General features: G+C 51.1%; 17 protein-coding genes. 5 read left to right on the top strand and 12 right to left on the bottom strand.

All coding sequences use genetic code 11. The annotated features are described in order from the left end of the window. The first annotated feature begins 230 nt into the window (after positions 1-230). A complete protein-coding gene (locus MJO57_RS06365) occupies positions 231-1,403 on the top strand; it encodes a hypothetical protein (protein ID WP_252023814.1) in 1,173 nt (390 codons plus the stop codon). Positions 1,404-1,507: 104 nt separating this feature from the next. Here MJO57_RS06365 and tuf read toward each other — a convergent pair whose 3' ends face one another. The 4 genes from tuf to rpsL all read right to left on the bottom strand — a co-directional run bounded on the left by tuf (position 1,508) and on the right by rpsL (position 5,974). Beyond that, the gene (tuf, locus tag MJO57_RS06360; protein WP_252023812.1) at positions 1,508-2,701 is read right to left on the bottom strand and encodes an elongation factor Tu; all 1,194 of its coding nucleotides are present in this window, start codon (positions 2,699-2,701) and stop codon (positions 1,508-1,510) included. A 156-nt stretch (positions 2,702-2,857) separates the two neighbouring features. Continuing rightward, positions 2,858-4,960, bottom strand: a complete 2,103-nt coding sequence (gene fusA / locus MJO57_RS06355; protein WP_252023810.1) for an elongation factor G — start codon at positions 4,958-4,960, stop codon at positions 2,858-2,860. An 18-nt stretch (positions 4,961-4,978) separates the two neighbouring features. Then, a complete protein-coding gene (gene rpsG / locus MJO57_RS06350; protein WP_252023808.1) occupies positions 4,979-5,449 on the bottom strand; it encodes a 30S ribosomal protein S7 in 471 nt (156 codons plus the stop codon). A gap of 150 nt (positions 5,450-5,599) precedes the next feature. After that, positions 5,600-5,974 (bottom strand): 30S ribosomal protein S12, encoded by a 375-nt coding sequence (gene rpsL / locus MJO57_RS06345; protein WP_101748082.1) that lies wholly within the window; start codon positions 5,972-5,974, stop codon positions 5,600-5,602. Between the two features lie 468 nt (positions 5,975-6,442). Between rpsL and MJO57_RS06340 the strand changes: the two genes are divergently transcribed. From MJO57_RS06340 to glpX, 3 genes are all read left to right on the top strand, one after another. Beyond that, positions 6,443-6,763, top strand: coding sequence for a hypothetical protein (locus tag MJO57_RS06340; protein WP_252023806.1), 321 nt, complete (start codon positions 6,443-6,445; stop codon positions 6,761-6,763). 38 nt (positions 6,764-6,801) lie between these two features. Next, positions 6,802-8,229, top strand: coding sequence for an IS4 family transposase (locus MJO57_RS06335; protein ID WP_252017676.1), 1,428 nt, complete (start codon positions 6,802-6,804; stop codon positions 8,227-8,229). Between the two features lie 805 nt (positions 8,230-9,034). Then, entirely contained in the window at positions 9,035-10,045 is a 1,011-nt protein-coding gene (gene glpX / locus MJO57_RS06330) for a class II fructose-bisphosphatase (protein WP_252023804.1), read from the top strand. A gap of 111 nt (positions 10,046-10,156) precedes the next feature. Here the strand turns inward: glpX and MJO57_RS06325 are convergent, their stop codons facing one another. Then, positions 10,157-10,543 carry a hypothetical protein gene (locus MJO57_RS06325; protein ID WP_252023803.1) on the bottom strand — a complete coding sequence of 129 codons (387 nt, stop codon included), beginning with the start codon at positions 10,541-10,543 and terminating at the stop codon, positions 10,157-10,159. Between the two features lie 148 nt (positions 10,544-10,691). Here MJO57_RS06325 and MJO57_RS06320 point away from each other — a divergent pair, with 148 nt between their 5' ends. After that, positions 10,692-11,072, top strand: a complete 381-nt coding sequence (locus tag MJO57_RS06320) for a hypothetical protein (protein WP_252023802.1) — start codon at positions 10,692-10,694, stop codon at positions 11,070-11,072. A gap of 42 nt (positions 11,073-11,114) precedes the next feature. Here MJO57_RS06320 and MJO57_RS06315 read toward each other — a convergent pair whose 3' ends face one another. The 7 genes from MJO57_RS06315 to rplJ all read right to left on the bottom strand — a co-directional run bounded on the left by MJO57_RS06315 (position 11,115) and on the right by rplJ (position 23,630). Then, the gene (locus MJO57_RS06315; protein WP_252023801.1) at positions 11,115-11,873 is read right to left on the bottom strand and encodes a TlyA family RNA methyltransferase; all 759 of its coding nucleotides are present in this window, start codon (positions 11,871-11,873) and stop codon (positions 11,115-11,117) included. Between the two features lie 157 nt (positions 11,874-12,030). Further along, positions 12,031-12,882 (bottom strand): hypothetical protein, encoded by an 852-nt coding sequence (locus tag MJO57_RS06310; protein ID WP_252023800.1) that lies wholly within the window; start codon positions 12,880-12,882, stop codon positions 12,031-12,033. A gap of 589 nt (positions 12,883-13,471) precedes the next feature. Next, positions 13,472-17,683 (bottom strand): DNA-directed RNA polymerase subunit beta', encoded by a 4,212-nt coding sequence (gene rpoC / locus MJO57_RS06305; protein ID WP_252023799.1) that lies wholly within the window; start codon positions 17,681-17,683, stop codon positions 13,472-13,474. Positions 17,684-17,757: 74 nt separating this feature from the next. Continuing rightward, on the bottom strand, positions 17,758-21,834 hold the full coding sequence (gene rpoB / locus MJO57_RS06300) for a DNA-directed RNA polymerase subunit beta (RefSeq protein ID WP_252023798.1): 4,077 nt from the start codon (positions 21,832-21,834) through the stop codon (positions 17,758-17,760). A 446-nt stretch (positions 21,835-22,280) separates the two neighbouring features. Next, positions 22,281-22,574, bottom strand: a complete 294-nt coding sequence (locus MJO57_RS06295) for a hypothetical protein (protein WP_252023797.1) — start codon at positions 22,572-22,574, stop codon at positions 22,281-22,283. 57 nt (positions 22,575-22,631) lie between these two features. Continuing rightward, a complete protein-coding gene (gene rplL, locus MJO57_RS06290; protein ID WP_101748386.1) occupies positions 22,632-23,006 on the bottom strand; it encodes a 50S ribosomal protein L7/L12 in 375 nt (124 codons plus the stop codon). A 93-nt stretch (positions 23,007-23,099) separates the two neighbouring features. Next, on the bottom strand, positions 23,100-23,630 hold the full coding sequence (rplJ, locus tag MJO57_RS06285; protein ID WP_101748379.1) for a 50S ribosomal protein L10: 531 nt from the start codon (positions 23,628-23,630) through the stop codon (positions 23,100-23,102). Positions 23,631-23,944 lie beyond the last annotated feature (314 nt).

Genomic DNA, 23,944 nt, shown 5'->3' with positions numbered 1-23,944 from the left:
TTTCTCATGCTGCCAGATCCGTATACATTCCCACGCGGGACCCACAGGGCCTAAAAGCGTGGGCACGATACAAAGTGAGTATTTCTGACCTGCCTGTTAGTGTTTGAAGAAAAAACAAATAGTTAAATACGCTTATACGTCCTCAAAAACCAATGAACCGGATTCATCAGTTTCGAATCAAAACTTGCACATTCAATCTGAATCCAGGCAATTAACTCAGGGAGAGACCTATGGATAATGGAATTAGTCGACATTCAATGCCTTCAATACCAACTGTAAATATGGGGTCCTTTCAAGCAGCAGAAGCCCAACAGGGGGACTACAAAACTTTTGATTCCCACAGCCATATAAACTCCGGGCTGTCAGTTTATCACAGGACAGTGTCCTTACCGATGACACCTCCAGAGCTTGATGAGTCAGAGAATCACGGACAAGTAATGACATCTCCACCCGGACAAATAGCATTTAACAAGATGGAGTCTTCATTTACCGCTGAGGATATTACCATTAAGGATCCTGAGTTTAGTCGTCTACCATTCAAAAAGAGCAAGCTGGCCCTGGCGATTAAACTCTTTTGTATAAGTTTTAAGGACATGATTCGGATCAATAATCCAGAGACTGATCGAAGTTCCGTGGTGGAATCAATACGTAGTAAGGTTCTCACCGTAACCTCTTCGGTAACCCTGGCATTGTTCAGCATACTATCCTGTGCAACATCCACTGCTATAGGCGTTGGCATTACCATTGGTATACTGACTCTTTGCACAACTCCGGGAGATGCAGCGATCGGATTTATCTTTGCTATTTTTGCTTCTATATCCATAGCCATTGGGCTATTTCTTCTTGGTTTGGCACTCGCCTCGTTAGTTGACCGATTAATTACTGCAACCGTGGCAGCGTCGGCGGATACCTGTGAGAAATTGACTGAGCTAACGGCTTCACCAGAAGAGAAGTTTTTAAAGAAATACCAAAGAATGGAGGATACGCTCCGCGAATCGCGAATCAAGCTTTATGCGGCAGAATCCAAAATGATTAATGACATGACAAAATTATATGAAAAATATGGTGAAACTGAAAAACTGAAGCTTGTGAACGAAAGGTGCGCCAAGCTTGATGCCTACAAAGTTGAGGCAGGCATTCCTGATCTTGATAACGATAAATGGTTTGATAACTATCAGCGCAGATGCCTGAGAGATAGCTATGAGGGCGACATTAAGGAACTAAGGGAGGCCATCCGTAAAACCAAAGACTGGCTTAACAGGGCAGCAAAGCAGAAAGAACTGCTCACTTGTCAATACTCAGAGCTGCAGGAACTGAATGGTAAGGTTGCTACCAAACAATCGATTGCTACGGTGAACGAGGCGAAATACGAAGCAGCATCAGCTGGCTGGCTTCCTGTGTAATTCTCAGTAATAGCAATCGTTTTTTCTCTGGTTAGAATCGAGAAACCCCGGCTTATGCCGGGGTTTCTATGGGAGTCAATGATAAATTTTCGCTGGAAAATTTATTACTCGAAGATCTTGGCAACAACGCCCGCACCAACAGTACGGCCACCTTCACGGATCGCGAAGCGCAGACCTTCTTCCATCGCTACCGGGTTGATCAGGGTAGCAACGAAGTTGATGTTGTCACCAGGCATAACCATTTCAACGCCTTCGTTCAGTTCTACAGCACCGGTTACGTCAGTAGTACGGAAGTAGAACTGTGGACGGTAGCCCTTGAAGAATGGAGTGTGACGACCGCCTTCTTCTTTGGACAGGATGTACACTTCAGCTTCGAACTTGGTGTGTGGAGTAACAGTGCCTGGCTTGATCAGACACTGACCACGCTCAACGTCTTCACGCTTGGTACCACGCAGCAGGGCACCGATGTTCTCGCCTGCACGACCTTCGTCCAGCAGCTTACGGAACATTTCAACACCAGTAACGGTAGTCTTGGTAGTCTCTTTGATACCAATGATTTCTACTTCGTTACCCACGTTGATGATACCACGCTCAACACGGCCAGTTACTACAGTACCACGGCCAGCGATAGAGAATACGTCTTCGATAGGCATCAGGAATGGCTGATCGATGGCACGCTCTGGCTCTGGGATGTACTCGTCCAGAGTTTCAACCAGCTTACGTACAGCAGAAGTACCCATTTCGTTGGTGTCTTCGCCGTTCAGAGCCATCAGGGCAGAACCGATAATGATTGGCGTGTCGTCACCCGGGAAGTCGTAGGTGTCCAGAAGTTCACGAACTTCCATCTCTACCAGTTCCAGCAGCTCTTCGTCGTCAACCATGTCGGCTTTGTTCAGGAATACCACGATGTACGGTACACCTACCTGACGAGACAGCAGGATGTGCTCACGAGTCTGTGGCATGGGGCCATCAGCAGCAGAACATACCAGAATAGCGCCGTCCATCTGGGCAGCACCGGTGATCATGTTCTTAACGTAGTCAGCGTGTCCCGGGCAGTCTACGTGCGCGTAGTGACGGTTTGGAGAGTCGTACTCTACGTGTGCAGTAGAGATGGTGATACCACGCTCACGCTCTTCTGGAGCGTTGTCGATCTGGTCGAATGCACGCATGGTGCCGCCCCAGGTCTCAGCACATACGCGAGTCAGTGCTGCAGTCAGGGTGGTTTTACCGTGGTCAACGTGACCGATGGTGCCGACGTTTACGTGCGGCTTCGAGCGTTCAAATTTTTCCTTAGCCATATCTCTTAACCTTTAGCTATAGATAGTTCGAGGGTAGCAATATCAAGCAGGGCATTCTAACAGCCATTTTCACCGGAAAGAATTTCTCATGTAAAAAAAACATAAAAAATCCTGTTATTTCCGAGAGCCAATAACCGTTAGAGCCCCTTTTTAATATCAACCCTGGTTTTTGATGACCGCTTCAGCAATGCTGGCGGGCGCTTCGGCATACTCATGGAATTCCATGGAGTATGTAGCACGCCCCTGAGTTGCTGAACGCAGATCGGTAGCGTAGCCGAACATTTCACCCAGCGGCACCTGAGCATTAATCACCTTGCCAGAAGGTGTATCTTCCATGCCCTGAACAATACCGCGACGACGGTTCAGGTCGCCCATAACGTCACCCATGTAGTCTTCCGGTGTGACCACCTCGACCTTCATCATAGGCTCCATCAGGACAGGCTTGGCCTGTGGCGCGTATTTCTTCAGAGCCTGCGAAGCAGCGATTTTAAACGCCATTTCGTTAGAGTCAACATCGTGGAAGGAACCATCGTACAGACGAGCCTTCAGACCCAGCAGTGGGTAGCCGGCGATAACGCCGTTCTTCATCTGTTCTTCGATACCTTTCTGGATAGCCGGGATGTATTCCTTCGGAATCGCACCACCCACGATTTCATTGATGAATTCCAGACCTTCTTCGCCATCAGCAGCAGGAGAGAACTCAACAACAACGTGACCGTACTGACCACGACCACCAGACTGCTTGGCAAACTTGTGGTTTGCGTCAACAGAGCCTTTCAGCTTCTCACGGTAGGCAACCTGTGGCTTACCAATGTTCGCTTCTACCTTGAATTCGCGACGCATACGGTCAACGATGATATCCAGGTGCAGCTCACCCATACCGGAGATAATGGTCTGGCCACTCTCTTCGTCAGTGTGTACGCGGAAAGAGGGATCTTCCTGAGCCAGTTTGCCCAGGGCGATACCCATTTTTTCCTGGTCAGCCTTGGTCTTTGGCTCAACCGCAACCGAGATTACCGGCTCTGGGAACTCCATGCGCTCCAGAGTGATAACGCTGTCCATGGCACACAGAGTGTCACCGGTGGTGACGTCTTTCATGCCGATCAGCGCTACGATGTCACCAGCAACACACTCTTTCAGCTCTTCACGGTTGTTGGCGTGCATCTGTACCATTCGGCCAACACGCTCTTTCTTGCTCTTGACCGGGTTATAAACCGAATCACCGGAGCTCAGAACACCGGAGTAGTTACGGATAAAGGTCAGAGTACCAACGAACGGGTCGGTGGCAATCTTGAACGCCAGGGCAGAGAAAGGAGCGCTGTCGTCTGCTTCACGAGTGGCAACAGTACCTTCTGCGTCGTCCAGAACACCTTCAATCGCCTTCACTTCTTTTGGCGAAGGCATCAGCTCGATAACGGCGTCCAGAACCGCCTGCACACCCTTGTTCTTGAAGGCAGAGCCGCCGAACACAGGGATGATTTCATTGGCCAGAGTACGGGCACGGATACCGGCCTTGATCTCTTCTTCTGACAGATCACCCTCTTCGAGGTATTTTTCCATCAGTTCTTCCGTGGCTTCAGCGGCAGCTTCGACCATGTATTCACGCATTTCTGCGCACAGGTCTGCCATGTCAGCAGGGATGTCTTCGTAAGTGAAGCTCATACCCTGGTCTTCTTCGTTCCAGATGATGGATTTCATCTTCACGAGGTCAACCACACCCTTGAACTCGTCTTCGGAGCCAATGGTCATCTGCATAGGCACAGCGTTGGCATTCAGGCGGTCACGCAGCTGGCTGATCACCATTTCGAAATCAGCACCGGTACGGTCCATCTTGTTGACGAAGACCATGCGCGGAACTTCGTACTTGTCAGCCTGACGCCATACGGTTTCCGTCTGGGGCTGAACACCGGAAGAACCACACAGTACGACGACAGCGCCATCGAGTACCCGCAGGGAACGCTCTACCTCAATGGTAAAGTCAACGTGTCCTGGGGTATCGATGATGTTGATACGGTGCTCGTCAAACTGAGCATCCATACCACGCCAGAAACAGGTAGTCGCCGCAGAAGTAATGGTGATACCACGCTCCTGCTCCTGCTCCATCCAGTCCATGGTGGCAGCACCATCATGAACTTCACCGATTTTATGGCTCAGACCGGTGTAAAACAGAACACGCTCTGTGGTCGTTGTCTTACCCGCGTCAACATGGGCACAGATACCAATGTTGCGATAGCGGTTGATCGGGGTTTTACGGGCCACGACTCAATCCTCTGATACTTAGAAACGGTAGTGGGAGAATGCCTTGTTGGCTTCGGCCATACGGTGCACGTCTTCACGCTTCTTAACGGCAGCACCCTTGCTTTCGGCAGCGTCCAGCAGCTCACCGGCCAGGCGCAGCTTCATGGACTTTTCACCACGCTTGCGCGCAGCGTCTACCAGCCAACGCATGGCCAGGGCAGTACGACGGGCAGGACGAACTTCAACGGGTACCTGGTAAGTGGCACCACCAACACGGCGAGACTTAACCTCTACCATAGGAGCGATGGTTTCCAGAGCTTTTTCGAACAGCTCCAGTGGCTCCTTATTGGTACGCTCCAGAACAACGTCCAGCGCACCATAGACGATCTTTTCAGCGACGGATTTCTTACCGCTGACCATCACGTGGTTGATGAATTTTGTGAGTGTTTTGTTGCCAAACTTAGGATCTGGCAGCACGTCGCGCTTAGCGACTACGCGTCTTCTTGGCATTGATAAGCCCTCTACGTCGGTCTTCAGGTAATCCAGGATCAACCAGTAACTTTCTCTACAGGAAAAAGCAGTGACCTGGCCTTACTCTCATCAACCTGATTATTAAATAAATTCTTACCCGGCTTGACACTGGTCTCTGGCAACCGGTTTCTAGCCCTTAGGCCTCTTGGTACCGTACTTGGAACGGCCTTTCTTACGGTCGTTAACACCCTGGGTATCCAGGCTACCGCGAACGGTGTGGTAACGAACACCTGGCAAGTCCTTTACACGACCGCCACGGATCAGAACAACACTGTGCTCCTGCAGGTTGTGACCTTCACCACCGATGTAGGAAGTCACTTCAAAGCCGTTGGTCAGACGCACACGACATACTTTACGCAGCGCCGAGTTAGGCTTCTTGGGAGTAGTGGTATAAACACGGGTACAAACCCCGCGACGCTGAGGACAGGCCTGCAGCGCAGGCACGTCCGTCTTTCTAACCTTACGCTTCCGGGGCTTGCGCACCAGCTGGTTAATGGTTGCCATTCAGCAAACTCCAATCTCTATTCGAGAACCGTTTCTAAGTGTTGAGCTGGACCATCAGAGGAAATAGCAGTCCAGACTCCTGCTTTAAACAGCAAAAGCCGGCAGAAACCGGCTTATGCAGCACCCGGCCAATAGCTGGACCAAGGGCAAAATAAAGCGCACAGATTTTACGGATTGGCAAGACTATCGTCAAGTATAAGGCTTTGAATCGAGGGGATAAGCCCATCGGCTGACAGGAAAAGGGAACTAAAAAAACTGCGGTTAGTCAAACAAGGCGCTGGGGAGAACCTGATGCAGAATCGCAATGAGGAATTGCATTGTTGCCGTGAACAATCCCTGATCAGGCATAAACTGACCTGAACTGCGGGGGATTGTCATTGCACCGGGTGACCAACATATCAGATTACAAATTCCCATGACCGACGATACCGGTCTTGGGAATTTGACAGTAACAAGAGGTTTATCATTATGAGCAACCCTATAAACAGCTCAGCACCGCGATACCCGAACTGCACCCCGCCTCACCCTTCGGGTGTTGAGGATACACTGCATTCTCCCGGCTCAGCCAGAGCTACGGCTCACAGGGTTATTGCCGACAGGGCCGGACCCGCTACTCGCAAAAACATTTCCGACGGAGCTGAACCCGCCAATCCCCGAAACATTTCTGCCAGGCGTGGACTCACCCCTCGCCGAAACATTTCTGCCATGCGCGGACTCCCCCCTCGCAAAAACATGTCTGCCGAGCTCGAACTCCCCCCTCACCAAAACCTGTCTCTTGATCACAAATAGCTACCTTGTTCTATCATTTCTCACTGATAAAACAGGTCATGCTTCCACTTTCTCCTAAACCATGGTCAGAACTAACTTTTGGATGTGCTGATTTGGGCGATACTCGACGTACAAAACGACTTGTCAAAGTTGCTGCCGAGCTTTCAGCTCATACCGGTAATTCTTTGTCATCTTCATGCGAAGGTTATACCGCACTGGTAACTGGAGCTTACCGGCTGATTGAGAATGAGGCCGTAAAGCCTGAAGCAATAGCTGAGGCAGGCTTTCAGGCAACTGCCAAAATAGCGAGACAGTCTCGCCTACTTCTGGCTCTCGAAGATACAACAACCCTGGGTTATAAACATGCTGTCAGATCCGAGCTTGGTGATCTTGGAGGTCCTGAAGGCTCTAAAACCAGAGGATTCCACGTCCACTCTGTCTTCTTGGTTGATGCGGATACAGAGCGAAGCATTGGGCTTATTGATCAAGAACGATGGGTTAGAGAGGACGTTCAGCGGGGGAAAAAGAACCAACGTCGTCAGCTACCTTACGAGGGAAAGGAAAGCTTTAAGTGGCAAAGAGCCTCTGAAAACACAGAACAAAGGATGGGGGGTAAAATGCCTGACATCATCAGTGTTTGCGACCGGGAGGCGGATATATACGAATATATGCACTACAAACTGGATAACCGACAGCGGTTTGTTGTAAGAGCTACACAAAACAGAATCCTGGTGGATGGCGAACTCTTATTATTTGATTCCTTAGCTCAGACTGAAGTGTTGGGGAAATATACGATAGTGGTTCCTCAAAAAGGAGGTAGAAAGAAGCGAAAGGCAACGCTGCAGGTCAAAAGAAAGAAGATGACAATACAGGCGCCGCAAAGGCCAGGCGGCAGGCCGGAACCGGTAACTATGAATATTGTGTCGGCTGAAGAGATTGGCAATGACTCCGAAGACCGTTTGCACTGGGTACTATTGACAACTGAAGATATTGAAACATTCGAAGACTGTCGCTCTATCATTCGATTTTACGAGCTCCGATGGCGAATAGAAGAGTTCCATAAGGCTTGGAAATCGGGAGCAGGAGTAGAAAGGCTTCGTCTGCAATCTCCGGATAACATTGAACGACTTGCGGTCATATTAATGTTTGTCGCTGTCAGACTAATGCAAATCCGTGAAGCATTAATGTTACCGAATGACAGGCAGCACAAAGACAGAAAGCTTTGGAGTGAAAAAACACTCGCGAATGAGGTGGTCAGTGATGATGAATGGCAGGTTCTCTGGCTAACCTATGAAAAAAAAGCGTTGCCCGATAAGCCGCCAACAGTCACTTGGCTGCTTCAAACGATTGCTCGGCTTGGTGGTTGGGGTGATTCAAAGCATACAGGGCAGCCCGGCTGGTTAGTGGTATGGGAAGGCTGGGCGAAATTGCAGGATCGGGTAAAAACCTGGCAGATAGCCCGGCAGTTCAGCGCTGGAGAGATGTGATCAAGAGTCAGCCTCACCAAAACATGTCTGCCAGGCGCGGACTCCCCCCTCGCCGAAACTTTTACGCCAGAGCCATCACCATTGCGCCACAACAACGCGCTTATCATGGACATCAATACAGGCCATCTCCATACGGCTCACCTCGACATGCTAACAATCCACCGCATTATCCGGGCACGTATTTACCAACCGCCCCAGCTCTGCCTACTTCGCAACATCGGATGATCGATGCGATTAACACCCCCCGTCCGGGAGCCTATTTCCCCGGTGCAGTCTTTACACCAGAATCCGGGCGTATGATCGGAACGTCCCGTGACCCTGATGCTCCGGGTCACAGTAGCAATGATGCGCCGGATTTTATGAGACAATGGGTAAATCCGGACGAAATGCAACCCTCCGGGCCCTATCACGGCGACTTGGGATTACCGAAACCCCGTACTCTCTGACCACATGCCATGCAGCAAGGTCATGGCCGATTCAACCCGTAAGTCAGTCCGGTAACCTCAAAAAAACAATACCAGCACTCATTGGCAAGAGAGGATTTATCGATGGTACAAGTCTTGGTCGCTGCAATGCCACTGCCTGAATCTGTTGTATTGAATTGATAATTTGAGGCAACTCAGAAAATAAAAAATAATAATCAGGCCAGAGAGCTTGGTTTCATTATTGCGGTATTGGCAATTACTCACCATACGGTCGTATTAATAATGTATTTACTCGCAAATTAACCATGAGTTCCGTATGCAGTTCCACCAACAATCTGTGCTAAAGTCTCCGCCTCATTTACCTCAAAGTTTACCATCCAATGAAACGCGAACTGGCAATCGAATTTTCACGGGTCACCGAAGTCGCCGCCCTGGCAGGTTACAAATGGCTTGGACGAGGCGATAAAAATGCCGCTGATGGCGCTGCCGTCGAAGCAATGCGTACCATGCTGAACAAAGTCGATATGCATGGTGAGATTGTGATCGGTGAGGGTGAAATTGATGAAGCCCCCATGCTCTATATTGGTGAAAAAGTCGGCACCGGCAATGGGGAAAGCATTGATATCGCTGTTGACCCGATTGAAGGCACCCGCATGACCGCCATGGGCCAGAATAACGCCATTGCCGTTCTGGCTGCCGGTGAAAAAGGCTCCTTTCTGAAAGCACCGGACATGTATATGGAGAAGCTGGTCTGTGGACCCGGTGCCAGGGGTGTCATCGACCTGAATCTGGGATTGCGTGAAAATATCCAGAATGTTTCCCGCGCCCTTCACAAGCCAATCGAGAGTCTCGTCGTCATTACCCTCGCCAAACCACGTCATGATGCCGCCATTGCCATGATGCAAAATATGGGTGTTCGTGTATTTGCCATTCCCGACGGTGATGTTGCCGCCTCCATTCTCACCTGCATGCCAGACAGTGAGGTTGACCTGATGTACTGCGTAGGCGGAGCACCGGAGGGTGTGGTTTCAGCTGCCGTTATCCGGGCGCTGGGCGGTGATATGCATGGCCGTCTGGTAACCCGTGACAAGGCCAAGGGCGAAACACCGGAAAATATTGCCGCAGGCCGACTGGAAGCTGAACGCTGTCGGGAAATGGGTGTTGAGCCGGGCAAAGTGCTGCGTCTGAATGATATGGCCAGCTCCGACAATGTGGTCTTCTCTGCTACCGGCATCACCAAGGGTGACCTGCTCCAGGGCATTATGCGCAAAGGCAATATTGCCACGACAGAAACCCTGGTTATTCGCGGCAAATCCCGTACCATCCGCCGCATACAATCCAGTCACTACCTGGATCGAAAGGATGATGATATCAAGAACATCATTCTTTAACCCACAAATAAGGAAATGAAAAGAGCGTGAGATAGAAATGCTCTCTAATGGAGATAGCTTCAACGAACAAGCCTTAAGAGGGTGTTAAACAGCACTTTCCTGAGCGGCTATCTATGGCAGCATCACAAACTGATCTTTGGACCGACCAAACAGTTCATGAGGGGGCGGGCAATCCGGGTTACTTATAGTACCGGAGTCTTGGAGTTCTTCAGCACAAGACCGGATTAAATCATAATGGGGTTTGAAGTAGACCGCATCGATACTGTAAAGCACAGTGGCAAGATTGGTTACCAGTGTGGCCATTGTCTTATAGGATGGGATGCGTTCCCGGGCGCACTGTATCACGCTCAGGAAGGTACCCAGGCCGCCGACAATGGCCGCAACGGTATATCCTAGCCATTTTTCCTGAGGGGAGGCGGAAAGCACACCAGCATTGAGTTTGATCACAGCTTTCATGCCAAACAATCCAAGTTGTGTTGCTGCTTCGCCGACATTCATACATGAAACCTTGGTTTTGCTAATAACGGACAACCAGTCTGACACCTGAAATTAATGAAAAGTTCCCATAAATCCAACCAGAGGTAAAACATCTCCTTTTTTTGTGTCCTGCCGATATAAATCGTCTGAACAGACGTCAGCAAGCCTCATGATCACTACTCTCAACAAAATCACCACGCCTATTTTCGCGTTGATCATGGCGACATCACCAACCGTCATCAGAGCGCAACCTGCCGAGTCCTGGTATCAGCAAGTCTGGTGCGAGGGGATGGATGGCAAAATAGAGCATCGACTGCCAGATGGCCGACGCATTGACTGCCTTACCGACCAATACGCGATTGAAATTGAGTTTGCACGGAAGTGGCAAGAGGCAATCGGTCAGTCATTGAACTACAGCATGCTGACCGGAAAGAAAGCGGGGATTGTCCTGGTCCTCAAGGCAACAGAAGATCAGACCCATTGGCAACAATTGCTCACCGTCATAGAACACTACACACTTCCCATCAAAGTATGGAAGTTGGGTCCATAGTTGGTAAAACAAACCTGAGCACTGCAACTCAACACCCCGTCATCAATTGCGTTGAGCCCAGATAAAAAACTCACGATTCCCATCACCTCCTGTAATCGGGCTGTCAAAGTAACCACAAACCTCCAGACCAAGTGCCACACAGCAAGCGGTGATGGCTTGCTCAACTTTCGAATAGAGCCTCTCATCCCGGACAATACCACCTTTGCCCAAGCCATCAGGCCCCACCTCAAATTGTGGCTTAACCAGACTGAGCAGTTGCCCGCCCTGTTTTAGTAAAGGCACCAGTGCCGGTAAAATTTTGGTTTGGGATATAAACGACACATCCATAACCGCAAGATCAAAACCCTGCTGCCGATCCGTATAGTCAAGCAGCGCAGCAGGCAGTGTCCGGGCATTCATCCCTTCAAGGCAGACCACCCTCGGATCATTACGCAGCGTCTCGACCAGCTGGCCATGACCGACTTCAATGCCCACGACCCTGGCCGCCCCGGCTTTTAATGCACAATCCGTAAACCCACCGGTAGACTGACCAACATCAATCACTGTCATGCCGGTCAGGGAAATACCTGAAATCTCCAATGCTCCGGCAAGTTTCATTCCGCCCCGGGAGGCAAATTGATCAGACGCATCCTCGCCGATAGCAACCTCAACCCAATCAGGGTATTTCTGACCAGCCTTAATGGGAATTTCCCAGTCACTGGAGTGCCGGACTTTCACCTTGCCCTCACTGATTAATCGCTGGGCTCGACTTCGAGAAGAAACTTTACCCTGCTCCACAAGAATAAGATCGAGTCTGCGCATAAAAAACATCAAATAAGAACGATTACTGATCCGGCATTATACATAAGTCTCCAACCCGTTCAGGGTTTACTTTGACCCTGCCACTTCAAACAGGACACTTGACGGAAGCGTACAGGGGGGGGAATAACCCTAATCACGTTTACAGGAGCAATTAACGTTAGCCCACTCTGCCACCGCCTTTATGAACCTTTTTCCACTGGGAAAACGCCACGCTGGCGGCTTTATCTATTTTATCCTTCAACTCACACGCTCTGCTTTCATCAGCTATGTTCCACGAAGCCGTTATCCCGTGAAGAATATCAACCTGAACCTTTTCAGACACAGGCAGACCTGCTTTGTCCTGAGAATCCACTTTGCCTGAATGAAGCAGTGAGTCCGCCAATTGTTGATAATCCGCTCGACCGATCCGACATATTCCTGGGCATGGGTTGTTAAATTCGCCCTGCAATATCTTATTACCTACCATGTCGCAAATATCTTCCCCCACTGAATTTACCCCCGACAGCTCATGCAGCACGGCAAGCAAGATGCGAGGTTTCAGCGCACAGGCAATCTGGAAGACCTCCTTTAAATCTCTGTCAACCGGCAGGCCTTGCGCTATGCCTCCCTCCTTATTAGAGGATTCTGCATGCAATTTATTGACTGCAGCAATTGTCCTTTCTGCAGTCAAAGCATCCACCTTGAAAGTTATGGCTAAAAAGGTCATCAGAAGATCATCGATTACTTTCATCAGCTCGACAATCTCTTCTTTTGCGCCTTCTTTGGAGCCACTGTTTTTTCCCAGGCGTTCGGATGAATCGGATAGAGAATCATTGAGCACCAGATCAGCGCCCTCTCTTTCCTTCATTGCGCCACGGCAATAAAGCGCCCCCACGGCAAACCCACTCCCAAGGTAGCAAAGCGTAGGGAGGGAAATCATACCGGTATAAAATCCAACACACACTGCTACCCCTGCTAACCGATCACACCAGACCTTATTTTCCCGGTAAGTGTGTTCAACCGCAGGCAACAGCTTTCTGGTGGCAGGAACACATACATCCCACACCCAGGCCCTTGCTCTCTGAAAACGACACCCTTCCCCGGCGGGCTGGGTCTGCGTCAAAGCCCCTAAACCGGAGTTTTTTATATCTGACGTTTCCATAACGCACTCATTTACCCCGAATTCACTTATCCAAGAGGGCCACTGAATGATTCCAACTGTTATTGGAATCACAAGCCCGTACGGAGTATTGAGAGTAATAAAGCAAACACCAGTTCCCCGGGATAATCACAAACAGCGTCAAGTAAACGTAAAATATCGGGTGGCTAAGCAGTGTCATCCTGAGAGTTGGTGTAAAGAAGCAACGCGGAACTGAAAACTGGATGATGAATTCTGGCAGAATCCTGACCAATCTGGCGTCGGGCAGTTAAGCAAGGCGGAGTGAGTTGAGGCGACAACGCTGGCAAACACTGTACAAAAGCACAGCAAATAATGTTGATTTATATAAAATAAAAAGGGGACCTAAGCATTACTTAAGTCCCCCCTACTTACCAGCCTACCATTGCGGTGGCTTTTTTTGGGTTTAAGAGCGGCAAACCACCCTTTAACCCATCAACAATTAAACTTCACCGAAGTTCAAAGCATCAGACAGCGCCTGCTCAACTTCAGAAGCGGATACCTTGGCCGGAGTTTCAAACTCAACTTCCTCACGACCCTTACGACGCTCGGCGTGGTAAGTCAGACCGGTACCTGCCGGAATCAGACGACCAACGACCACGTTCTCCTTCAGGCCGCGCAGGTAATCACGCTTGCCAGTAACTGCCGCTTCGGTCAGGACACGGGTAGTCTCCTGGAAGGAAGCCGCAGAGATGAAGGATTCTGTTGCCAGCGATGCCTTGGTAATACCCAGCAGCACACGCTCAAACTTGGCCGGGAAGCCGTTCTCACGGTTAACGCGATCATTCTCTTCCAGCAGGCGTGTGTACTCCAGCTGGTCACCTCGGATAAAGGTCGAGTCACCGGTATCGGTGATTTCTACCTTACGCAGCATCTGACGCAGAATAGTCTCAATGTGCTTATCGTTAATCTTTACACCCTGCAGACGATATACGTCCTGGATTTCGTTAACGATGTAGCGAGCCAGTTCACCAACACCCAGCAGACGCAATACGTCGTGTGGATTGGTGGGGCCGTCGGAGATAACTTCACCACGGGTTACCTGCTCACCCTCAAACACGTTGAGGTGACGCCATTTTGGAATCAGCTCTTCATAAGGATCAGTACCGTCAGTCGGTGTAATCACCAGACGCTTCTTACCTTTGGTTTCCTTACCGAAGCCGATGGTTCCGGAGATTTCCGCCAGGATAGAATGCTCTTTCGGCTTACGGGCCTCAAAGAGGTCAGCCACTCGAGGCAGACCACCCGTGATGTCCCGGTTACCGGAAGACTGCTGAGGAATACGGGCAAGTACCGCACCCACTTCCACCGTGGCACCATCCACCAGGTTCACCAGGGCGTTCGCTGGCAGGAAGTACTGGGCAGGAACGTCAGTACCTGGCAGCTTCAGCTCGTTACCATTGGCGTCTTTCAGCTGAATGGCTGGACGAATATCCTTACCGGCGGACGGCCGATCCTTCGGATCCATCACTTCCATATTGGACAGACCGGTCAGTTCATCCGTCTGTGTCTTCACGGTAATGTTTTCATCCATACCCTGGAATTCAACAATACCGGCGGTTTCCGTGATGATCGGGTGGGTGTGTGGATCCCACTTGGCCACGGTCTGACCCGCTTCCACCAGGTCACCATCCTTCACCGAAATCATCGCGCCATAAGGCAGCTTGTAACGCTCACGCTCACGGCCAAATTCATCAGCAATGGCCAGCTGTCCGGAACGGCTGACCGCTACCAGAGTGCCATCCTTACGCTCAACCGACTTCAGGTTCAGCAGACGAATAGAACCTTTGTTCTTAATGGTTACACTGTCTGCCGCTGCGTTTCTGGATGCGGCACCACCGATGTGGAAGGTACGCATCGTCAGCTGTGTACCCGGCTCACCGATGGACTGGGCAGCGATAACACCCACAGCCTCACCTTTGTTCACCAGGTGACCACGACCCAGGTCACGGCCGTAACACTTGGAACAGATACCGTGACGGGTTTCACAGGTAATCGGTGAACGTACGCGCATCTCGTCAACATTCATGGTTTCGAGACGTTTCACCCACATTTCATCAATGAGTGTGCCGGCTGGTACGGCAATTTCACTGTCGCTGCCTGGCTTGAGTACGTCTTCGGCCACCACACGACCCAGGATGCGCTCACCCAATGGCTCTACGATATCACCACCTTCAATATGCGGTGTCATCAGCAGGCCGTCACTGGTACCACAGTCGTCTTCAGTCACCACCAGATCCTGGGCAACGTCAACCAGACGACGGGTCAGGTAACCGGAGTTCGCCGTTTTCAGAGCGGTATCCGCCAGACCTTTACGAGCACCGTGGGTAGATATGAAGTACTGGAGTACGTTCAGACCTTCACGGAAGTTCGCAGTAATCGGCGTTTCGATGATAGAACCATCCGGCTTGGCCATCAGACCACGCATACCCGCCAGCTGACGAATCTGTGCCGCACTACCCCGCGCACCGGAGTCCGCCATCATGTAAACGCTGTTGAAGGATTCCTGCTCTTCTTCCTCACCCTGTTTGTTAATAACAGTGTCGGATTTCAGGTTACCCATCATGCGCTTGGCCAGCATTTCGTTGGCACGGGACCAGATGTCGATAACCTTGTTGTACTTCTCGCCGGCAGTTACCAGACCGGAAGCAAACTGGTTTTCGATTTCCTTAACCTCTTCGTTGGCGTCATCAATGATGCGCGCCTTCTCAGGAGGAATAACGAAGTCGTTAACACCGATGGACGTACCGGAAATCGTCGCGTACTGGAAGCCCAGATACATCATCTGGTCAGCGAAGATAACGGTTTCTTTCAGACCAACGTTACGGTAACAGGCATTCAACAGGCCGGAGATTGCCTTCTTCTTCATGGCCTGGTTAACCAGGGCAAAAGGCAGGCCTTCAGGCACGATATCCCACAGGATCATCCGACCCACGGTGGTGTCAGCCAGGAAATGGTTATCGTGGTCGACACCTTCGCCGTCCCGGTATTTTTCATGGACACGCACCTTGATACGCGCATGCAGATCAACCGCCTTGGTACGGTAGGCTCGCATTACTTCGTCGATATCAACGAAGGCCATGCCTTCACCCTTGGCATTGATACGCTCACGGGTGATGTAGTACAGACCCAGTACCACGTCCTGGGAAGGTACGATGATCGGCTCACCGTTGGCGGGTGCCAGGATGTTGTTGGTGGACATCATCAGGGCACGGGCTTCCAGCTGGGCTTCCAGCGTCAGAGGAACGTGCACCGCCATCTGGTCACCGTCGAAGTCCGCGTTATAGGCCGCACACACCAGTGGGTGCAGCTGAATCGCCTTACCTTCGATCAGTACCGGTTCGAACGCCTGAATACCCAGACGGTGCAGGGTAGGCGCACGGTTCAGCATGACCGGGTGTTCGCGGATGACGTCCGCCAGAACGTCCCACACCTCAGGGGTTTCCCGCTCAACCATCTTCTTGGCAGCTTTGATGGTGGTAGCCAGACCTTTGGCTTCCAGCTTACCGAAGATAAATGGCTTGAACAGTTCCAGCGCCATCTTCTTGGGCAGACCGCACTGATGCAGACGCAGGGTAGGACCTACGGTAATAACCGAACGACCAGAGTAGTCTACACGCTTACCCAGCAGGTTCTGACGGAAACGACCCTGCTTACCCTTGATCATGTCAGCCAGGGATTTCAGGGGACGCTTGTTGGAACCGGTGATGGCACGACCACGACGGCCGTTATCCAGCAGCGCGTCAACGGACTCCTGCAGCATCCGCTTTTCGTTACGAACGATGATATCAGGCGCATTCAGGTCCAGCAGACGCTTCAAACGGTTGTTACGGTTGATCACCCGACGATACAGATCGTTCAGGTCAGACGTGGCAAAACGACCACCGTCCAGCGGTACCAGAGGGCGCAGATCTGGCGGCAGAACCGGAAGAACGGTCAGGATCATCCACTCAGGGTTGTTGCCTGAGTTATGGAACGCTTCCAGCAGTTTCAGACGCTTGCTCAGCTTCTTCAGCTTGGTCTCAGAGTTGGTCTGTGGAATCTCTTCACGCAGTGTGTTGACTTCGTCTTCGATGTCGATATCTGCCAGCAGACCTTTGATGGCTTCGGCACCCATGCGGGCATCAAAGTCATCACCGAACTCTTCCAGGGCTTCGTAGTATTGCTCATCCGACAGCAGCTGGTTTTTCTCCAGCGTGGTCATACCCGGATCAACAACAACGTAAGATTCAAAGTACAGTACCCGCTCGATATCACGCAGGGTCATGTCCAGCAACAGACCGATACGGGATGGCAGGGACTTCAGGAACCAGATGTGGGCAACCGGGCTGGCCAGCTCAATGTGACCCATGCGCTCACGACGCACTTTGGCCAGGGCAACCTCAACACCACACTTCTCACAGATAACACCACGGTGCTTCAGTCGCTTGTACTTGCCACAGAGGCACTCGTAGTCTTTGACCGGGCCAAAAATCTTGGCACAGAACAGACCGTCACGCTCAGGCTTGAACGTACGGTAGTTGATGGTTTCCGGCTTTTTCACTTCGCCGTATGACCAGGACCGGATCATGTCCGGTGAAGCCAGCGCAATCCGAATAGCGTCGAATTCGTCCGTCTGGCCCTGTGTCTTGAGCAGATTCAATAAGTCTTTCAAGATCGTATCTCCTCGCGGTGCAAGGTGCCTGCTGTTCTATCAATCAGAAAGCAGGCACCCTGGCCACACGTTCGTTATTCGGTTTCCAGTTCGATGTCGATGCCCAGTGAGCGGATTTCCTTCAACAGTACGTTGAAAGATTCCGGCATACCGGCTTCCATTCTGTGGTCGCCATCCACGATGTTTTTGTACATCTTGGTACGGCCGGTGACGTCATCGGACTTCACAGTCAGCATTTCCTGCAGGGTGTAGGCAGCACCGTAAGCTTCCAGTGCCCAGACCTCCATCTCCCCGAAACGCTGGCCACCAAATTGTGCCTTACCACCCAGAGGCTGCTGGGTAACCAGAGAGTATGAACCAGTAGAACGAGCATGCATCTTGTCGTCTACCAAGTGGTTCAGCTTGAGCATGTACATGTAGCCAACGGTGACCGGACGTTCAAAGGATTCACCGGTACGACCATCAAACAGCTTGACCTGGCCACTGTCATCCATGTCCGCCAGACGCAGCAGGCGCTTGATCTCGGTCTCTTTGGCACCGTCAAATACCGCCGTTGCCATCGGGACACCGCCACGCAGGTTACGGGCCAATTCCAGCACTTCGGCATCGCTGAAGGAGTCAACCTCCACCGGGCTGGAACCAGGAATACCGTTGTAAACCTCATCCAGGAACTTGCGCAGCTCCGCCATGCTCTGCTGAGCTTCCAGCATACGGTTGATCTTGACGCCAAGACCCTTGGCCGCAGCACCCAGGTGAGTCTCCAGCACCTGACCAACGTTCATACGCGACGGCACACCCAGGGGGTTCAGTACGATATCAACCGGATTACCCTCTTCATCGTGCGGCATATCTTCTACCGGCATGATGATGGAGATAACACCCTTGTTACCGTGACGGCCCGCCATCTTGTCACCAGGCTGGATACGACGCTTGATGGCCAGATAGACCTTGACAATCTTCAGCACGCCAGGCGCCATGTCATCGCCAGTCTGGAGCTTCTTCTTCTTGTCTTCGAAGCGCTCATCCAGCTGGGCACGACGCTCTTTCAACTGCTCTCTGGACAGATCCAGCATCTCATTGAGTGCTTCGTCTTCCATGGACAGTTTGAACCACTGCTCGTGCTCCAGGCCATCCAGATAGCTGTCGCTGATCCGGTCACCTTTGCCAAGACCCGGTGCGCGGACCACCGGTTGATCACGCAGGGCACCACGCAGACGGGCGAAGGTGTCATGCTCAACCACACGGAACTCTTCATTCAGGTCCTTGCGGTACTCATCCAGCTGTGCCTTTTCAATGGAAAGCGCACGGGAGTCCTTCTCTACGCCATCACGGGTAAAGACCTGAACGTCAATAACAGTACCTTTGACACTGGTTGGCACACGCAGAGAGGTATCCTTAACATCGGATGCCTTCTCACCGAAGATGGCACGCAGCAGCTTCTCTTCCGGCGTCAGCTGGGTTTCGCCTTTTGGTGTCACCTTACCGACCAGAATGTCACCAGCGCCCACTTCCGCACCGACATAAACAATACCGGCTTCATCCAGCTTGTTCAGGGCAGACTCACCAACGTTGGGAATATCGCCAGTGATCTCTTCGGCACCGAGCTTGGTGTCACGGGCCACACAGGTCAGTTCCTGGATGTGGATGGTGGTAAAGCGGTCTTCCTGAACAACACGCTCAGAGATGAGGATGGAATCCTCAAAGTTGTAACCGTTCCAGGGCATGAACGCGACGCGCATGTTCTGACCCAGCGCCAGCTCACCCATGTCCACAGACGGACCATCTGCCATGATGTCGCCACGAGCAATCTGATCGCCCGCCTTAACCAGGGAGCGCTGGTTAATACAGGTGTTCTGGTTAGAACGGGTGTATTTGGTCAGGTTGTAGATATCAACACCGGCCTCACCTGGCTGTACTTCATCATCGTTCACACGCACCACGATACGGGCAGCATCAACGGTATCGATCACACCGCCACGACGGGCAACCACACAGACACCGGAGTCGGAAGCCACGTTACGCTCCATACCGGTACCCACCAGAGGCTTCTCTGCTCTCAGGGTTGGTACGGCCTGACGTTGCATGTTCGATCCCATCAAGGCACGGTTAGCGTCGTCGTGCTCAAGGAATGGAATCAGAGAGGCCGCAACCGATACCATCTGTTTGGTGGACACGTCCATATACTGGACTTTATCCGGGCTCATCAGGGTGGCTTCACCACGGTAACGCACAACGACCAGTTCATCGGTCAGCTGTTTGTTCTCATCCATGGCAGCAGATGCCTGGGCGATAACGTATTCACCTTCTTCAATGGCAGACAGGTAATCAACGTCATCAGTAACCTTGCCATCAACAACACGACGGTATGGCGCTTCAAGGAAGCCATAGTCGTTAGTACGGGCATAGGTTGCCAGCGAGTTAATCAGACCGATGTTTGGACCTTCAGGTGTCTCGATCGGGCAGACGCGACCATAGTGAGTCGCGTGTACGTCACGAACCTCAAAGCCGGCACGTTCACGGGTCAGACCACCCGGGCCTAACGCAGATACACGACGCTTGTGAGTAATCTCGGACAGCGGGTTGTTCTGGTCCATAAACTGGGACAGCTGGCTGGAACCGAAAAATTCCTTGATCGCCGCCGCCACCGGTTTGGCATTGATCAGATCCTGAGGCATCAGGCCTTCGGATTCTGCCAGGCTCAGACGTTCCTTGACGGCACGCTCAACACGCACCAGGCCGACACGGAACTGGTTCTCAGCCATTTCACCAACGGAACGTACACGACGGTTACCCAGGTGATCGATATCGTCACAGATACCTTTACCATTACGGATATCCACGAGGATACGCAGGACATCAATAATGTCGGCGTTATCCAGAACACCGGAGCCGGTATCTTCATCACGCCCCAGACGACGGTTGAACTTCATTCGACCGACAGCAGACAGATCATAACGCTCTGCGGAGAAGAACAGATTCTGGAACAGGGCTTCTGCAGCATCCTGTGTGGGTGGCTCACCAGGACGCATCATGCGGTAGATTTCAACGAGTGCTTCCAGACGGTTGGTGGTGGTGTCTGCACGCAGGGTGTCAGACATGAACGGACCGCACTCCAGCTCATTGATGAACAGTGTTTCTACAGTTTTGATACCCGCAGACAGCAGCTTTTCATAAATTTCCGGGGTGATTTCAGTGTTGCACTCAACAATGATTTCACCGGTAGATTTGTGAATAACAGTCTTCGCCAGAACACGGCCATAGATGTAATCAACCGGCGCATCCAGGTTCTTGATGTTGGCTTTCTGCAGGTCACGGATATGTCTGGCAGTTACACGACGACCTTGTTCTACAACCACATTACCGTCGTTATCGTAGATATCAAAGCTGGCTGCCTCACCTCTCAGGCGATCGGCAACAAACTCCGTACTGACACTTTCAGAACCAATATTGAATTCAACAAAGTCAAAGAAACTGTCAAGAATTTCTTCATTGGAAAGCCCAAGAGCTCTCAGCAGGATAGTGGCAGGCAACTTACGACGACGGTCGATACGGACATACAGCAGATCCTTTGGATCAAACTCGAAGTCCAGCCATGAGCCACGGTAAGGAATGACACGGGCAGAATACAGCAGTTTACCGGAGGAGTGGGTTTTACCCCGGTCATTATCAAAGAATACGCCCGGAGAGCGATGCAGCTGGGATACGATAACACGCTCTGTACCATTAATAACAAAGGTACCGTTATCGGTCATGAGCGGAATTTCGCCCATGTACACTTCCTGTTCCTTGATGTCCTTGATTGCCTTGTTGGCGGAGTCTTTATCGTAGATAATCAGACGCACCTTGACACGCAGAGGTACTGCGTAGGTGACGCCTCTGAGCTGACATTCCTTGACATCAAACGCAGGAGCGCCCAGTCTGTAGCTAACATATTCAAGGGCGGCATTGCCGGAATAACTTACGATTGGGAAGACGGATTTAAAGGCTGCGTGAAGCCCGATATCTTCTCTGGCTGCCGGTTCTTTATCTGACTGCAACAGCTTGTGATATGAATCAAGCTGAATCGCCAGAAGATACGGCACATTCATGACACTCGGCAGCTTGCCGAAGTCCTTGCGGATGCGTTTTTTCTCTGTATACGAGTATGCCATCAGCGTTCCCCAGCTTGGTTACCTGTTTTTGACTTCAGGCGGCATCGCCTGGCCATAGTAGGTTAGTTCGAGAGCGGGTGGCTCCCTGTCAAAACCAATAAATTTTCAACTTTTCTGGTCATTAACTGACCTGTATCACAGACACCGTTGAGGTGTTGAAGATACTCTCAATGTCCTTACAGGGACTTTCGTATCGTTGTAGACACTCATGTCGCTGCAGACATTAACCGTTGCATGAGCTTTAGCGTCTGAGCAGAAAGTAATCTGTCCCAAATAGTCAGATTTACCAGCCTGCTTGCACGGCAAAACCGCTTACATCGCACAAGGCAACAGAAGCGGTATTCTGATCTACCCGATGAAGCATCAGGCAGCAATTTAGTTCAGGCCGAAACAAAACGGTCAGCGCATGAATTCTCCATAGTAACCTGTCATCGTCTCACAGCTTGTTATAAAGTGGAACTATAACAATGAAAAATCCATGCATTGAGTTGTTTTGCACCAACATAAAAAGTCTTCTCGGGATTAACCCGTTCCTGTGACGACTTTTCCGAACTCATATCCATGCCACACATATCCTGCCGAAACAGCAATACCTCAGCCAACATCACAAAGAAACCCCGGCAGTAAAAACTGAAAGGGGTGATACGCTTCATGATAAAAGACAGGTTCCACTCGCAAATACAGTTACTCAGACGATACAGCTCATACAACGGAAAAAAGGCCGGCACCTTCGCAGGCACCAGCCACCTGAATCTATTATGCAACAGACTCGGGATTATACAATGCTTTTATAGAAATTACTTGATTTCTACTTTTGCACCAGCTTCTTCCAGCTGCTTCTTCAGCTCTTCAGCTTCTTCCTTGGAAGCGCCTTCTTTCAGAGGAGCTGGAGCGCCGTCTACAACAGCCTTGGCTTCTTTCAGACCCAGGCCAGTAGCAGCACGTACTACCTTGATGACGTTAACTTTCTTCTCGCCAGCGTCAGCCAGGATTACGTCGAACTCAGTTTTTTCTTCAGCAGCGGCAGCAGCTTCAGCAGGAGCAGCAGCAACAGCAACAGCAGCAGCAGCAGAAACGCCGAACTTTTCTTCCATAGCGGAAACCAGTTCAACAACGTCCATTACAGACATTTCAGCGATTGCATTCAGGATATCTTCTTTGGACAGAGCCATCTCTATATCTCCAAAAATCTTGGTTGGGGCAAACAAACAGCTGGCCCCGGAATTTGTTTAAGCAAAAAAGCAAGAAAACCAATCCAACAAGGATTAAGCGGCTTTCTTCTTCTCGTCGGCAACAGCTGCCACTACACGGGTAATGCTTGCAGGAATCTCGTTCAGAGTTCTTGCCAGCTTGGTTACCGGTGCGATCATTACGCTCATCAGCATTGCGCGAGCCTGATCCAGAGTCGGCATCTTGGCCAGAACATCGATCTGTTCTGCACCCAGCAGCTGTCCGGAAATAGACAGTGCCTTGATGTCCAGCTCTTTGTTCTCTTTGGCAAAATCCTTCATCAGACGCGCAGCGGCACCTGGATCTTCCATAGAGAAAGCAAGCACAGTTGGGCCTACCAGAACTTCCTGCAGGCACTGAAGCTCAGTACCTTCTACCGCGCGCTTGGCCAGGGTGTTACGCACTACCTTCAGGTAGACGCCACCTTCACGGGCCTGCTTACGCAGAGCAGTCATTTGACTAACAGTAAGACCACGGTAGTCCGCGATTACAGCCGACAGAGCGCTTTGTGCAGCCTCGCTGACTTCGGCAACAATGGCCTTCTTGTCTTCGAGTCCTAACGCCATGGGCTTTACTCCAAATTTATGAAGTTTCACTTATGATTTATCCGTGATAAATCATTAAGCGCTTACAATACGGTGATGGGTGTATATCGTTTTGGATAAAACGCATACTCACCGTCTACGCAGGACATTAAGCCCTCTACCTATAACCCTTTGTGAAGAAAGGCCCCTGACTGAACAGGCACGGTATTGGACACCTGCGATCTTTGACGACCCCCGCTATGAAAGCAGGGACCCCAAAGAGGGTTGTGGCTGGCTTACACCAGCCAGAAATCTGATAATTCAGATTTCGGTAATTCTTTCTATCGCTTACGCAG

Source organism: Endozoicomonas sp. SCSIO W0465 (assembly GCF_023716865.1).
Classification (GTDB): Bacteria; Pseudomonadota; Gammaproteobacteria; order Pseudomonadales; family Endozoicomonadaceae; genus Endozoicomonas.
The sequence above is the reverse complement of the archived record's forward strand: the minus strand, read 5'-3'. Positions and strand labels throughout refer to the sequence as shown.